The organism is Shewanella sp. HL-SH5 (assembly GCF_051163755.1).
Classification (GTDB): Bacteria; Pseudomonadota; Gammaproteobacteria; order Enterobacterales; family Shewanellaceae; genus Shewanella; species Shewanella glacialimarina.
In genome coordinates, this window is the sequence record NZ_CP195038.1 from 831,080 (window position 1) to 845,957 (window position 14,878).

General features: G+C 40.6%; 15 protein-coding genes. 6 read left to right on the forward strand and 9 right to left on the reverse strand.

The features are described 5' to 3' along the window. The first annotated feature begins 5 nt into the window (after positions 1 to 5). Genes ACRWQM_RS03470 through cobO form a run of 4 tightly spaced genes read left to right on the forward strand, consistent with a single transcriptional unit; the run spans position 6 to position 3,614 of the window. A complete protein-coding gene (locus tag ACRWQM_RS03470; RefSeq protein WP_434931286.1) occupies positions 6 to 788 on the forward strand; it encodes an adenosylcobinamide-GDP ribazoletransferase in 783 nt (260 codons plus the stop codon). Further along, positions 788 to 1,360 carry a bifunctional adenosylcobinamide kinase/adenosylcobinamide-phosphate guanylyltransferase gene (gene cobU / locus ACRWQM_RS03475; RefSeq protein ID WP_434927005.1) on the forward strand — a complete coding sequence of 191 codons (573 nt, stop codon included), beginning with the start codon at positions 788 to 790 and terminating at the stop codon, positions 1,358 to 1,360. The genes ACRWQM_RS03470 and cobU overlap by 1 nt, the downstream gene beginning before the upstream one ends. Beyond that, positions 1,360 to 2,925 carry a cobyric acid synthase gene (locus ACRWQM_RS03480; protein WP_434931287.1) on the forward strand — a complete coding sequence of 522 codons (1,566 nt, stop codon included), beginning with the start codon at positions 1,360 to 1,362 and terminating at the stop codon, positions 2,923 to 2,925. The genes cobU and ACRWQM_RS03480 overlap by 1 nt, the downstream gene beginning before the upstream one ends. Continuing rightward, positions 2,922 to 3,614, forward strand: a complete 693-nt coding sequence (gene cobO / locus ACRWQM_RS03485; RefSeq protein WP_434931288.1) for a cob(I)yrinic acid a,c-diamide adenosyltransferase — start codon at positions 2,922 to 2,924, stop codon at positions 3,612 to 3,614. The genes ACRWQM_RS03480 and cobO overlap by 4 nt, the downstream gene beginning before the upstream one ends. Positions 3,615 to 3,703: 89 nt before the next feature. Here cobO and ACRWQM_RS03490 read toward each other — a convergent pair whose 3' ends face one another. The 7 genes from ACRWQM_RS03490 to ACRWQM_RS03520 form a co-directional block, all read right to left on the reverse strand. After that, complete coding sequence (locus ACRWQM_RS03490) at positions 3,704 to 5,002, reverse strand: GYF domain-containing protein (protein WP_434927003.1); 1,299 nt, start codon at positions 5,000 to 5,002, stop codon at positions 3,704 to 3,706. 67 nt (positions 5,003 to 5,069) lie between these two features. After that, entirely contained in the window at positions 5,070 to 5,495 is a 426-nt protein-coding gene (locus ACRWQM_RS03495) for a GYF domain-containing protein (RefSeq protein WP_434927002.1), read from the reverse strand. Between the two features lie 341 nt (positions 5,496 to 5,836). After that, positions 5,837 to 7,543, reverse strand: coding sequence for a pseudouridine synthase (locus ACRWQM_RS03500; protein ID WP_434931289.1), 1,707 nt, complete (start codon positions 7,541 to 7,543; stop codon positions 5,837 to 5,839). 212 nt (positions 7,544 to 7,755) lie between these two features. After that, positions 7,756 to 8,142 (reverse strand): VOC family protein, encoded by a 387-nt coding sequence (locus ACRWQM_RS03505; protein ID WP_434931290.1) that lies wholly within the window; start codon positions 8,140 to 8,142, stop codon positions 7,756 to 7,758. Positions 8,143 to 8,209: 67 nt separating this feature from the next. Beyond that, positions 8,210 to 9,001 carry a subclass B1 metallo-beta-lactamase gene (gene bla / locus ACRWQM_RS03510; protein WP_434931291.1) on the reverse strand — a complete coding sequence of 264 codons (792 nt, stop codon included), beginning with the start codon at positions 8,999 to 9,001 and terminating at the stop codon, positions 8,210 to 8,212. Between the two features lie 72 nt (positions 9,002 to 9,073). Further along, positions 9,074 to 10,420 (reverse strand): ABC1 kinase family protein, encoded by a 1,347-nt coding sequence (locus ACRWQM_RS03515; RefSeq protein WP_434931292.1) that lies wholly within the window; start codon positions 10,418 to 10,420, stop codon positions 9,074 to 9,076. Between the two features lie 65 nt (positions 10,421 to 10,485). After that, a complete protein-coding gene (locus ACRWQM_RS03520; protein WP_434931294.1) occupies positions 10,486 to 11,028 on the reverse strand; it encodes a hydrolase in 543 nt (180 codons plus the stop codon). 156 nt (positions 11,029 to 11,184) lie between these two features. Here ACRWQM_RS03520 and ACRWQM_RS03525 point away from each other — a divergent pair, with 156 nt between their 5' ends. Both ACRWQM_RS03525 and ACRWQM_RS03530 read left to right on the forward strand, forming a co-directional pair. Next, positions 11,185 to 12,201: a DUF2235 domain-containing protein gene (locus ACRWQM_RS03525; protein ID WP_434931295.1), complete on the forward strand. Its 1,017-nt coding sequence runs from the start codon at positions 11,185 to 11,187 to the stop codon at positions 12,199 to 12,201. A 191-nt stretch (positions 12,202 to 12,392) separates the two neighbouring features. Continuing rightward, a complete protein-coding gene (locus ACRWQM_RS03530; RefSeq protein WP_434931972.1) occupies positions 12,393 to 13,211 on the forward strand; it encodes a cobalamin-binding protein in 819 nt (272 codons plus the stop codon). 98 nt (positions 13,212 to 13,309) lie between these two features. Here ACRWQM_RS03530 and ACRWQM_RS03535 read toward each other — a convergent pair whose 3' ends face one another. Then, on the reverse strand, positions 13,310 to 13,720 hold the full coding sequence (locus ACRWQM_RS03535) for a hypothetical protein (RefSeq protein ID WP_434931296.1): 411 nt from the start codon (positions 13,718 to 13,720) through the stop codon (positions 13,310 to 13,312). A gap of 123 nt (positions 13,721 to 13,843) precedes the next feature. Continuing rightward, entirely contained in the window at positions 13,844 to 14,878 is a 1,035-nt protein-coding gene (locus tag ACRWQM_RS03540) for a hypothetical protein (RefSeq protein ID WP_434931297.1), read from the reverse strand.

Here is a 14,878-nt window from a genome sequence, read left to right on the forward strand (position 1 = left end):
AAAGTATGGCTAATCTATACCGTGGTTTAAGACAATTAAATCTATTTTTTGTGGCATTAAGTTTTTTTACTCGTCTTCCTATCCCATCATGGGTTGTAATTGATGCTGAAAAGCTCAATAAATCTAGCCGATTTTTTGGTGTAGTAGGCTTAGTGATTGGCTTAATCAGCGCTTTGGTATTTTGGCTAGTTCAACTTATTTTACCGGCCAGTATAGCGGTATTAGTGGCCATGGTAGTCGGTGTTATTGCCACCGGTGGCTTCCATGAAGATGGCTTAGCGGACACTGCTGATGGTTTTGGTGGTGGTTGGAGTGTTGAAGAAAAACTACTGATAATGAAAGATTCCCGTTTGGGAAGTTATGGTGCGCTAGCCATTGGTTTAGCGTTATTATTGAAATGGCAGTTATTAGTGGAGCTAGCATTATATAGCCCAATGGCGGCAATTAGTGGTTTTATTGTGGCACATACATTAAGCAGAGTGGTTGCCGCTAGCTTAATATTTAGTGAAAAATATGTCCGAGATGACAGTGGCAAATCTAAACCTTTAGCGCAGCATCAGTCGTTGAACGATTTATTCATTCTGTTAGCCAGCGGTATTTTTGTATTGTTGTGGCTCAATGGTTTTGCTGCTTTTGCTTTGTTTATTATTCTTTGGGGTGTACGTTTTTTATTAGGCAGTTTATTTAGAAGCCAAATAGGCGGATACACGGGTGATACCTTAGGTGCCGCGCAACAAGTTAGCGAAATTGTGTGCTACTTGGTTATTTTGGCGGTTGGTTTAAGTTAGTGATCCATTTAGTGCTCGGTGGAGCCAGAAGCGGTAAAAGTGGCTTTGCAGAACAACATGTGGCCAATATTGTTAAGGCATTCCCGCAACATATGGATGTTATTTACATTGCGACTGCTACAGCTGGTGATGACGAGATGAACGCAAGAATATCGCGTCATCAGCAGGATCGAATTACCAGTCAGCTGTTGTGGCAAACCATTGAAACACCATTGGCATTGGCTGATTGTTTAAACCAAATTGATAAAGCTAACCAGGTTATTTTAGTTGACTGCTTAACCTTATATTTAACCAATCATCTATTATCTTTGGCACCAGAGCAATTACAAAACGGTATCCTATCTAGCTGGCAAACGGAAAAGCAGCAGTTACTGTCTACTTTGGCTAAAATGCAGTCACATGTTGTTTTAGTCAGTAATGAAGTTGGGTCGGGTATTGTGCCTATGGGGGAACTGAGCCGTGAGTTTGTTGATCAAGCTGGCTGGTTAAACCAATCCGTTGCTTTATTGGCTGATCAAGTCAGTTTAGTCGTTGCCGGATTACCTCTTTCATTAAAAGCACCTAAATCCTAATGGCTATAGATAGCGCTCATCTCAAGACCAGTCATACACCATCTACTCGCGACTTCAAAAATATATTAACAGGGGCTTTGATGGTGCAGGGCACCACATCCGATGCGGGTAAAAGTACTCTAGTTGCTGGTTTGTGCCGTGTTTTTGCCCGTAAGCATATTGCTGTCGCGCCGTTTAAACCACAGAATATGGCGTTAAACAGTGCGGTAACCGAAGACGGTGGTGAAATTGGCCGAGCACAAGCGTTGCAAGCCATTGCCTGTTATCTAAAGCCGCATACTGATTTTAACCCTGTATTACTTAAACCTAGTTCTGATACCGGCGCTCAAGTCATTATTCATGGTAAAGCGCTAACCACACTTGAAGCTAAAGCATTTTTTGGACCTGAAAGCCAAGGTTATAAAACCCTAGCATTAACGGCAGTGATGCAATCTTATCGGCGCTTGCAGCAACAGTACTCACTGGTCGTTATTGAAGGCGCTGGCAGTCCCGCTGAAATTAATTTACGCCAGGGTGATATCGCTAATATGGGCTTTGCCGAAGTCGCGGATTGCCCGGTGATAATCATTGCTGATATCGATAAAGGCGGTGTGTTTGCTCACCTTGTGGGTACATTGGCACTATTGAGAGAATCTGAACAAGCTAGAGTAAAAGGCTTTGTGATTAATCGATTTCGCGGTGATATAGGTTTGCTTCAACCCGGCATTGACTGGTTAGAAAGCTATACTAAAAAACCTGTTTTTGGTGTATTACCTTATTTGCACGACTTACATCTTGATGCCGAAGACGGTTTAGTTGAATCTTTAAACCCAAGCCCCTCACTTACCACGAACAAGCTAATCGTATTGGTGCTAGTTTTTCCGCGGATCAGTAATCATACCGACTTTGATCCATTACGCCTGCATCCTCAGGTTGAGTTTCGCTATATCAGTGTGGCTGATCAGCATAAGGTGTTTCCTGATGCTGATTTGATTATTTTACCTGGCAGTAAGAATGTTCGTGCCGACTTACTTTTTATGCGCCAGCAAGGCTGGGATAAGGCTATTTTTAAGCATTTACGTTACGGTGGAAAGGTTATTGGTATTTGCGGTGGTTATCAAATGCTAGGCCAGCTGATTGATGATCCCCACGGTGTAGAAGATATTGCAGGCAGCATCAAAGGTTTAGCTTTGTTGGATATTAATACTGAATTAACCACACATAAAACCCTTACTCAAGTAAGTGGTTACTTACAATTAGAGCAGCAACAGGTTAGCTTTACAGGCTATGAAATTCATTGTGGTGTATCGAACTTTACCCATAGTGATATTACACATCCTATTAAGATCGGTACTGAAGCGACTCAGTTTGATGGTCAAGTTAGTCAAGATAACTTGATTATGGGCACTTATATTCATGGCTTATTTGATAGTCCAGCAGCTTGTCAGCTGCTTTTACAATGGGCCGGTCTTGCGCAAGCTGAAGCAATCGATATTAATCACATTCGCGAACAGCAATTAAATCGTCTTGCTGACGTATTAGAAACACATCTTGATTTAGACAAATTAACCGGAGTGATCTCATGACCGAGAAGACAACAGACAACAATGCAAACATCGACAGTACTGATGTTGACAGTACTAATCTTGACAATACAAGTCTTGAAAGTACTAAGCTTGATAATCAAAAGGCGGATCGCCATAAAGCTCGTCAACAAAAAGTAAAGCTAGGTGTAGATGCTAAAATTGCCGCAGCACAGCAAGAAAAGGGCATTTTATTAGTGCTTACCGGTAATGGTAAAGGTAAATCAACTTCTGGCTTTGGCTCTGTCGCACGCGCGGTTGGCCACGGTCACAAAGCCGCGGTAGTGCAATTTATTAAAGGCACTTGGGCATGTGGTGAACGTAATTTGTTAGAAGGTGCAGGGGTTGAGTTCCATGTTATGGGAACCGGCTTTACCTGGGAAACACAAGATAAAGAAAAAGATACTAAAGCGGCTGTAGAAGCCTGGGAATACGCAGAGAAACTGCTGCAAGATGAGTCGGTGAATTTATTATTATTGGACGAGTTAACCTACATGGTTAGCTATCATTATATTGAGTTAGAGCGAGTTCTCACAGCCTTGAGAAACAGACCTGCAATGCAACATGTGATTATTACTGGGCGTTCTTGTCACCGGGAGATTATCGAGCTTGCTGATACGGTGAGTGAAGTCCAGCCGATTAAGCATGCGTTTAATGCAGGGATCAAAGCTCAGTTAGGATTTGACTATTAATCAATAAATGTCGCTTAAAGCATACATTGGGTTCAGCTAAAAAAATGGCCAACTTATGTTAAGTTGGCCATTTTTATTGGTACTTAGTGTTAACGACGTCTTCTACTACGGCGGCGCATACGGCTTTCTTTATCTGCTGCAGTAGGTTCTCCGTCAGTTCCATTTCGTTCTTCATTATCAAGAAAATCGTCATCATGGTCATCATGGTCATCATCTAGATCATCATTGCTGTGGGCTAGAGATACTGGTGATTCCACTTTGACTTCTTGCTTGGGTTCAACTTTTTTATCGCCCCTGAACACTGATTTTAAAATACTGGTCACGCCTTGCAATTTTGCAGAGGGCTCAGCTTTTGAACTAGATTTTTCATCAGGTATAGCAGGGCTTGCTTCAAAAACCTTTTCAAGCTTTTGTTCTATATTGTTTTTTAGTTCTTCAGAAAATTGAATGTTATCAATTTTCTCTTGCGACTTTTTTGGCGTAATATCATCAATAGATTCCCCCGGCTTCAAGCGTACAGCAACATTGTCCATGCTGGCCGATGGTCGGATAGGCTGAGGGTCTAACGATGCTGTTCTGGGTCTAATTTCAGCAACGTTATCTAGGGTGATTGTTTTACTAATAATAGGATCTAAAGGCACTGTTTTTGTTGCAACGGGATCTAATGATAATCCTGAGCTAGCCACAGGGTCTAATGATGCAGACTTGGTTGCTATAGGGTCAAGTGATAACGTTTTAGTAGCGACAGGATCAATAGATGCCGATTTAGTGGCAACTGGATCGATTGATGTTGATTTCGCTGCTACTGATTCAAATGATACGCTCGAGGCAATAATTGATGTGGCAGAAGCATCTGACATAACTTGAGACGGCGTAGGCACTGAAGCTTGATCTTTTTCTCTTATTTGTAGACGTTTATCAAATTCTGTAGTGACTTCAGCTATTTCAGATTTAGCAATACTGACAGCGTTAACAAGTTCTTCAAAATGGGCTTGATAATCTTCATATCGACTTTCAATGCTGCTGATATTGTTCTTAACTTCATCGCTTAACTTACTTGTTAGACGCTTGTATATATTTATTTCTTGTTCTAACTCATATAGATAAGTTTTAGAATATTTAATAGACTCGTCTATTTCAACGAGGTTTTCAGTCAACTCATGTCGCTTAGAGGTAAACTCGTTAATAAGCTCTTTTGGAATTTGAGCTGGCGATTCTGGCTGCGACACTAAACCAGAGAATTCACTAATATGGCTAACCGGCAGCCATTGTGAAAATGCTGGATGCCAGCCATAACAGTTAGGCTGGTCTTGTAAAAACGCAATAGCCTCAACTTCGGTTAATGGCCCTGTTACGTCGCCATCATGTGAAAAAAACCATTTTTTCATAATCATAATTCTTATTTAGTCGTTATCAACAGTGATTAGGAGTTATCGCAAATATGATTTGGAATCATTACTTAGTTGCGACGCCAGCAAGAGTTCTTTGTAAAGCCTCATACTGTTCATTAACACTTCGGATTGTTGTTTTAACTTCTTGATTTAAATTCTGGGTTATCGTTTTCGTCTTATTAGTATCACGATCAAAATCAGCGAGTGAATTGCTAAGAGACTTTATCGTTGTTTCAATTCGACTTAGTGCGGTATTAAGCTCTTGTTCTTTCGCTATAAAACGCTCAATCAACTTTTTTGGGATAGCTTGAGGCGGAGGTGGTGGTGTGATTACTATATCAAACTCATCGACATGACTGACTGGTATCCATTGGGCATAAGATGGATGCCAGGCGTAGGTGTCTGGGTTTTTTTCGATAAACTTGTTTGAGTCCGACAAGCCTAGAGGCCCGCTAACTTCACCATTATGTGAGAAATACCATTCTTTCATAGTTCCACTTTTATCCTTAACAGTGCTTGAGCTTATAGTTATTTTTATAATTAATCAGGGGTGTAGTCTACAACTATAGTCACGTTTTTGCGGCAACGTCACTTGGTTTGTCATGTTTTAGGAGCTAAAAGTGTCAACAACAAGCAGAAGTCATAATTAGCACCTATATATTTTGTTACAATAACCTATATTTTTTAACATGACTACTGTTTATCAAGGATCGATCTTGTTAAATGTGTAATGTCTATTTGACGCAAACCTAACACTGCAGCAGTGTTAAGCTTTTTTTAGTGCTGATATTATAGTCTAATTGTTTTTACCTAGCGGGTCTTTGATGTCGATCATTCAAAGTCAGCAAAAGTATTAAATTCGATCCACGCATCGGTGGTTGGGTGGTTAAAGCCGATAAATGCTGCGTGCAGATGCAACCTGTTTTGCTGAACACCATATAAGTCATCTCCTACAATGGGCAATCCTAAGCCTTGGTGGTGGGCGCAGTGCATTCTAAGTTGATGAGTACGTCCTGTTTTTGGATATAAGTGTAAAAGGGTGCGGGCACCTTTGTGCTTATATACCTCCCAATAGGTTTCGGCTTGCTTACCGTGTTCATAACAAACTAATTGCTTGGGGCGATCATTTAAATCGACTCTAAGCGGCAAGTTTATTGTGCCATTTTGCCCCTTAGGTTTACCGTCAACTAATGCAATATAGCGTTTGATTACTGTGCGATTAATAAACTGTTGTTGTAATGCTTTGTTAGCGTCTTTGGTTAGTGCTATTACCATTAGTCCTGAAGTCGACATATCAAGACGATGTACTATAAGTGGACCAGTGGCTTGGGGAAATAATTGTTTCATTCTGGTTTGTACTGAGTCGGTGACATTTTTTCCTGCCACAGAGAGCATCTCAGCGGGTTTATTGATAATCGCTAAGTCTTTATCTTGATAGACTATTTCAATGTGCTTATTGACTGCGGTATTCACAAGTAATGGATCAGGGTCGACGGTCATACCTTTAAGCATATGTGCCAATATAGGACGGCATTTACTGTGGCAGGCTGGGTAGAAGTTTTTATGCTGCTTTATTTCTGATTTAGGTGATGAGCCCCACCAAAACTCAGCCATAGCGATAGGGGTTAACTGGTGCTGAAACGCATACTGTAATAATTTAGGTGCAGCACATTCACCAGCACCAGCTGGAGACAGATGATTCGGGGCATCGTGAAATATTGTGTTTAAATCTTTGCTTTCTGCTAACACATTTAAAAATTGGTACTGATTAAACAGCTTCTTTTGCAGTTGATTAGAAAGCTGTTTGCGCTGTTTTTTTAATTGGTTTATTTGTTGTTGTCGTGTGTCAACCTTTTGCTGGGTATGGTCAACCTTGATTGCCCAATGTTGTTTTAACTCAGCAAGCTTAAATTTTTGTTGCACACTCTGGCGACTAAGCTCAATTGACAATGATGTGAATGCTTCAGTGGTCATATTATGTTGCGCTAAGGCTAAATCAGCTTGCTCACGCTGATCTTTTCTATGCTTACGGCTTTCAATAATGACAGATCGTAGCTGTGCGAGCTCATTTTCTGAATGCAGCTGTTGATCTGCTAAAAGGTCAACTAACCTGGTTAATTGGGGATCTGTTTCATGCTGAATAATGAGTTGATTGATATCATTGATTTGTTTGTTTTCAACACTAAAAAAGCTGTCTTTAGTTAACATGTCAAACACTGGCGGTACAAAGGGAGGCAAAATATTTTGATCTGCTAACTTGCCTGAAAATGCCGCTAAAAATCCCAGTTTGTCCTGCTGATTTTTTACAATCAGTACCCCAAACATTTTACCTATGACCATTCCACGATCGTTTTCAGGATCTAAGCCAAAGTTATGTCGCCAAGGGTTTGTGTCTAACAAGTCTTGTTGTAACTGTTCTGCCGCTTGTATGCACAGGGTGTGAGGTTGATAATAAAACGGAAAAGTAAACGACTCCGGTAAGCTGTGTTCAGCAATACTGCCATTGAAAAGAATAAAACAGGGATCGTTAACAGCCATTACACACTCTTACTATACCAAAGGGCGGCTATTTTACCTTGTAGTGGATTGTGATGCATCCATAAGCGTTATTACTTTAAGTGGTGTTTTCAAGCATAAAGGTTCAATAGGTCTTAGCGTAATTCAGAGGATGTTGTATTACTAATTTATTTTATGAAAAAATGGGCGCAGTATAAATACTTCGCCCATTAAGTTGTCATTGCATGCGCAGATTATTTCTTAGCAACTCTGTGCAGTGCACACAGTTTATTACCATCAGGATCGCGTAAATAGGCTAGATACAATTCAAAGCCAGGACCTTGGCGTAGACCTGGCGCTCCTTCACAAGCGGTACCACCACTTTTAACACCCATAGCTTCCCATGCATCAGCAGCGGCAGGGGTTTCAGCCGCAAAACCAATAGTCGTGCCGTTACCATGACAAGCGGGCTCGCCGTTAATCGGCTTAGTTAATGCAAAAATGCCTGTAGGGGTGAAGTAAAAGCAGCGGCCTTTATCATCTATGACACCTGGTGCGTGGCCTAAAGTCGCTAAAATTGCGTCGTAAAACTTTTTCGACTTTTCAATATCATTAACGCCGATCATGATGTGACTAAACATGGTGACTCTCCTTGTGTGAACTCATTGAGTTCGATTAATAGACGGGTTTTTGCTCAATTCAGTAAGGTTATTGTGTACGATTATACTGTTTGATTAGTTCAATGGTATGGCTGAGCAATGTCGTATCGCCACTTGCACCATGGCCCGGAATAACGAGATTAATGTTAGGGAACTGTTGGTTTACTTTATTAATCGTTGTCGGCCATACCTGCATATCGGCTTCGCCAATATAGCCCATGGTTTTTGAGTCGAGTGATTTTATCAAACAACCGCCGAATAGCATTTGCTGTTTTGGCAACCACACCACGAGGTTATCTTTTGTATGCCCAGCACCTAAGTCATACACCTCAATAAGATCAGACTTTACAGTGTAACGATGACCTTCAAAGGCTGTATGCGCTTGGGGTTTATTGGTCACAGCTAAAATATCTTGGGTACGGTCAGAGACAATAGTCTGAACGCCATGGTTATTTAAATAGCCTATACCACCGGCGCGATCTTGATGTGAATGGGTCGAAATGCTGGCAACAGGGGTGAAACCTTGCTGTATTATCCATTCAAGTAACAATGCCGTATCGCTGTCTGTCCATGGTGTATCTATAATGTAAGCTTGTTTATCTTGCACCACGACAAGCCCATTGGCTTCGACTACACCAAAGTCAGTAACATTTAAATATGAATGATGCAGATAAACGCCATCGGCAATTTCTGCAATTGCAAACTCACCTAGTTGGCTGGTGCTGTTTGAGCTATTTCGGATAACCGTTTCTGTATTAATCGAATGTGCCTGGCTTGATGCGGTAACGAGTAGACTGAGTAAGCACGCACAGAACAAGCCGATTTTAAAGCCGTTATCCATAGTTTTTCCAAGATAATATTTGATGTTGGTTGAGCATTAACAGCATGCTCTTAAAAAGTAGATAACGGCATGTTACACCGATTTTTCGATATCATTAGTTTGATGAACAGAAAATAATGCCTGCACGTTAACCTTGGCTTTAATCTTCGCCGCCAACAAATAAATGCCTGCCAATTTACGATGAATAAAAATAGCATCCATTGGTGGCGTGTGCCATTCATCTTGTTGTGTGCTCATTGATCTAGCTGCATCGGTGACTCTTTTAGCTAATCGGCTTTGGGCAAAATCATATTCGCCATTGTGCCTTAAGGGTTCGCATGCCTGATGAAAAATATCGACAATCAATGCTTGCTGCTCAGCAGAAATATTGTCTTGGAAGAAACCAATTTGTGATGCAGCCTTAGTGATTAATGCCATATCACTGGTCATTGCACCTTGCATCAGTAATTTATAACCCTGCGATAAGGCGTTTGATATGGTTCGCGTAGCACCAAAGTCAAGCAGTACAATGCAACCTGTATCTGCTTGGTACTGAAAGTTACCAAAATTAGGATCGGTTTGAACAAGCTTAAAAGTAAATAACTCATCAAGAAACAACTGTAATAACCTGGTGGCTACACTATCACGGGTGTGTTGATCTAATGACGCTATAGATTCGATTGACTGGCCTTCAACAAACTCCATACATAAAATACTGTTGTTACTCAGTGCAGGGTAAACTTTTGGCACAATAAAGTGGGCTTGGTGTTTAACCCATTGCTTATATTGAATCAGTAATGCCGCTTCGTGAAGATAATCAGCCTCATGGTGTAGTTGCTGTTTAGCTTGGGAAAGGAGCTCGTCAAGTTTGACGTTATTCGGCACTAATCCTGACATTTTTAATAGTGAGGCGACATTATCAATGTCGCTATCAATACTGTCTTTAATACCCGGATATTGAATTTTTACCGCCAGCTTCTCCCCTGTGGCTAAGTAAGCAAGATGCACTTGACCGATTGATGCTGCTGCAAATGGGCGTAACTCAAATTGACCTAAAGCATCTAACCAATTGTCTCCCCAGTGAGACTTCAATACGCCGATAAGTTGTTTATGGGGCATGTAGTTAGCGTTAGAACGCAACTTGGCCAGTACTTCAGTTAACTCTGGTGGCAATAGCTCGCCTGCATCCATCGAAAGCATTTGGCCGACTTTCATCGCTGCGCCACGTAATTGCGCCAGTTTGTCTGCAATATGGCCAATATTCGTTGGGGTCATAACCAGCTGTTTCAGCTGCGGTGATTGACCCTGGCTGTATTGTTTTACCCCTTCTTTAATTATGTTGCCAGCTAAGCGAGTGGCTAACCCGCCAAATGCCGAAAAACGTGCAACTCGGCTACTGGGTACTTTAGCGGCTTTTTGAGTATCTGATGGCTTGTTCATATAGGCTAAAATCGACTACCAGTAATGAAAGATGATCAAATAATACGCCAATAAAGCGGTTAAGATCATTTAATCAATTTTAATAAGGCTTTAAACCTATCGCCTTCTGCCTGATGTTGTAATTCAAAAAGTAATGACTCTACATTTGTCAGCTGCGCACCAAGATTAAGCATCATTTGAATACCCAGTACTTTGTTATCCGTTGAGCGCGACGACATGGCATCGGCGACAACATGAACATCAAAGTTATGTAGTAGTAAATCTTTGCAAGTTTGATAAACACAAACATGGGTTTCGATACCGCACAAAATAACCTGCCTACGGCCTTTTTGGGCAAGTAAAGTTTGTACTTGTTTTGACTGCCAGCCACTGAAATGTTGTTTTGCAATTGGTTGGCATAAGGGGGATAACAATTCAGCTAATTCTGGCGAGGTTGTGCCGAGTTTATCTGGCAATTGTTCTAACCAAATAATTGGCATATCGAAAAGGGCTGCCCCTTTAATTAACGTTGTTAAATGATGGTGCAGTTGAGCGGAGTGTTGCATCACTTGGGCAAGTTTTCCTTGTACATCAACGACCATGAGTACGCAATCTGCTGGATTTATCATAATTGAGTCCAATTAAGTGTAAGTGATAAGAATAAGATAACGATAAGATAGGTACCTAAGCACAATATTTTATTATGGTAGTAGATTGTTTTTTAGACAAGCTTCCAATAGGGCCTTAGTCTAAAGCTGTGTCAAACGTTAAAAGGATGTTAGCTAATGAGTAAAAGGATTGTAGTGTGCGCAGATGGTACTTGGAATCGGCCAGAACTGGATGTTGAACAAGATCATGCCACCAACGTGCTTAAATTTGCCCGAGCCATTGACCCGATAGCCAGTGATGGTAAATCACAACAGGTATTTTATGATTGGGGCCTTGGCTCTTACCATGACGTGTTAATTAGCGGGGCAACGGGTCGAGGGCTACATAAAAATATTGTCGATGGTTATCGCTATATTGTGCAAAATTACTCCCCAGGGGATGAAATCTGGTTATTTGGTTTTAGCCGCGGTGCTTACACGGTTCGCTGTTTATCGGGATTAATCAATAATTGCGGCATTATCAAGCGGCCCGATGCTAAGTATATTCAAAAAGCGTTTGATCACTATAAAACCCAAGATAATAAATATGCTCCTGACGGTATTAAGTCTGTCGAATTTAGGGAGAAATATTCTCATGCAACACGTGACGTCGCTTTTGTGGGTGTTTGGGATACAGTCGGTGCTATGGGGATCCCTTTTTCATTTTTGGGGCTATTTGAAGATAAAGATGAATTTTTTGATACCAAAATTGGTGCCAATGTTAAAGTAGCCCGACATGCATTGGCAATTGATGAACATCGACAAGATTTTACCCCAACGATTTGGTCATCAAAAGACAGTGTTGATATTGAACAGGTTTGGTTTGCAGGGGCGCACAGCAATGTTGGCGGCAGTTATCCTGCAGATGATGATGGTACTCGGCTATCTGATATTCCGTTACAATGGATGATGCAGCAAGCTCAGTTAAATGGGCTAGGTATTGAACATCATTTACTCGATGGTATCGTGCTTAATCCGCTGGCTAAGTTAGTTAATTCCAGACGCAAGTTTTATCGACTAAAGACAAAAGCGCTGCGAACGATTAACGATGTAGGCGCAGCACAAGTTCACTCGTCAGTTAAAGCGCGCTGGCAACAAGATGACAGTTATCGCCCTGAAAACCTGCTTGAATATGCAAAGCTGCATGGTTGGTAATAAACCTGATATGACTATTATTCTTAGCTATTAACCATTTTAATCACAATTACTAATCAGTATCGCTTAAGTTAAATTTATTAAAAATGAGCACTACACTCGAAAAGGACACTCGTTTGCTATATTTCATACTCACTCGTTTTTTATTATTCCCTATTGTTTCTGCCGCATTAGTGACAGTGTCATTTACCATCTTTGCGCAAACTGTTCAGGATGTCACTCCAGCTAATAGCCACGCAAATATTCACGCTACTGGCGCAAAACGTATTGTTGCTTTATCTCCTCACGGCGTTGAAATGCTTTATGCCATAGGAGCAGGCGACAGAATTGTCGCGACCACAGATCATGCGGACTACCCTGAGTCAGCAAAGTTTATTCCCCGTATTGGTGGCTATTATGGCATTCAAATAGAGCGAATTATTGAGCTTAACCCTGATTTGGTTGTCGTTTGGGCAAGTGGTAATAAGCTGGAGGATATTAATCAAATTAAGCAACTGGGTTTTACTGTGTTTAATAGTGACCCTAAATCATTAGATGATGTGGCGACAGAGATTGAACAGTTAGGGCAACTTACTGGTCAAGCGCAACAAGCACAGAAGGTGGCAAATGATTACCGTCAGCAGTTAGCTGAGATTCGTCAACAAAACACACTTAAATCCAAGGTTAAAGTGTTTTATCAGTTGTGGTCGACACCACTAATGACTGTGTCTAAAGGCAGCTGGATTGAGCATATTATTGGTGTATGCAATGGGGCTAATGTATTTTATGAGGCCGCAAGCGAATATCCGCAAATTAGTATTGAAAATGTATTATTAACTAACGCCGAAGTGATATTACAAAGTCAGGACGAAGGAAATGCCATGGGGGTTAATTGGTCACAATGGCCCGAACTGCCAGCGGTTAAAAACAAACACATTTATCAGTTAGATGCCGATGTATTACATAGGGCGTCACCGCGAGTTCTTCAAGGGATTAAGCTGGTTTGCGAAGCACTTGATAAAGCGAGATAGGATAATTTGAAGCTTCTTGGTTAAGGTAGCACTTAACTTAATTATTAAAGGGGCAAGTTAGCACTGTGTCCCTATTTACCTGAGCAATGAATCGCTAATTAGCGCTGCACTCTAAAATCGGATTCAGCTAGCCAATCGGCAGCTTCTGTTTTGCTAGTGAAAATGCACCTTTCAAAATCACCGTGTCTCTCAACGACCATTTGGTCTATAAAATGTTTTTTGATAGCCGATTTACTGTAAATATGTGCAGCTTTTTGTAGGCCATTATTGATACACCACGTCACTAAAGGAGTGATCACCTGGAACATTTCTGCTTCGCATAACTCCCATTCATCAAGATATACAATATGCCCCCAAGGATTACCTATTAATGGCTGAGCGACATGCATGAATTGATTTTTATAGGCTATGGCAGCCTCTTTATTCCAACTGCCATTAAGTGTTGCCACAATGACATTATTCTCTATCGTTAATGTAAAACTCCCATGTTGGGCAAAATCTATTTTCATTGTTTATTTGCCTTAATAATAAATCATTAAATTATGTTAGTGTGAAAAAATAAAAAAGTCAGCCTAATTTTAAATTTAGGCTGACTTATGTGCTGTTAATTTAGAACAGTGAGATTAGTGAATTTATAAATATTCTACTTCGAGTGAAATCAGCATGGCATCGTCATCTTCAGTGGCGAACTCGGCTCTAATCTCATAATCATTATTGGTTACTGTCATTTTTTCTAACCAGAATGTCGCGCTGCTTGCATACTTATCCATCATGGCTTGTTTAGTTTCAGGTATGTTCATTTGCTTTAAAAAACGCATAAAGTCTTCATCAGATTCAACAGGGTAATTGATACTTTCCGATAGTTTGATTTGCTTGATCGTATTGTCGACGTGTTTTACTTGTATGTGTTTAGACAATACCTCCCAGCTACCATCATCAGAGTAATTGATAACGTTGGGAACGTAGTGAGTGACTAAATCTTGTATTTTTAACGGTTTAGGTTTAGATACTGGTACGAGTAAGTTATTTAACAAGTTGTTGTCGATATCAGAATACTGGATCTGATTTTCATCTCTATCATAATCACGTGAGTAAAAAGTGAAGCCACTTAACAATAAATCTGGTTCTTTACCGTTATAAGAGGAAAACTCTGAGAAATCTAACTTCAATAGATTTTTTTGGTTTGAAACAGTGTATTCAGCTTTTGACTTCTGTTTGAGGTAATTTAATTTTGCGCGTACGTTAGGTACATCATCACGGAACCCAGCTTTATCATCGATAAGCCAATTATTGTCAAAGTCTTCATCATATAAAATAAAATTCTTACCGGTGTAATTCAGTAGTGAATGCTCTTTATAAGTAATTTTTTGTACTTTGTCATTTTCGATGATAAGCCATAAGTCACGGCCATATAACCAAGCCGTGGTGTCTGCACTTAGGGTAAACACGGCACTTGCTGGGCCAAGAATATTGAGAACGTATTCAGTCGAGTTATTAATGTTAATGCCATAAGCACCTGATAAGGTGATATTTGTTGACAGCTTGCCCGCTTCATTTGCTTTGGCAGCAAGTTTTGCCAGTTCTAATTGTGTCATCAGTGCTGGTTTAAAGTTTTTTGATGATGTCCCTGCTCTGGCGGTATTGACTGTTCGCGTTGGTGCTTGCAC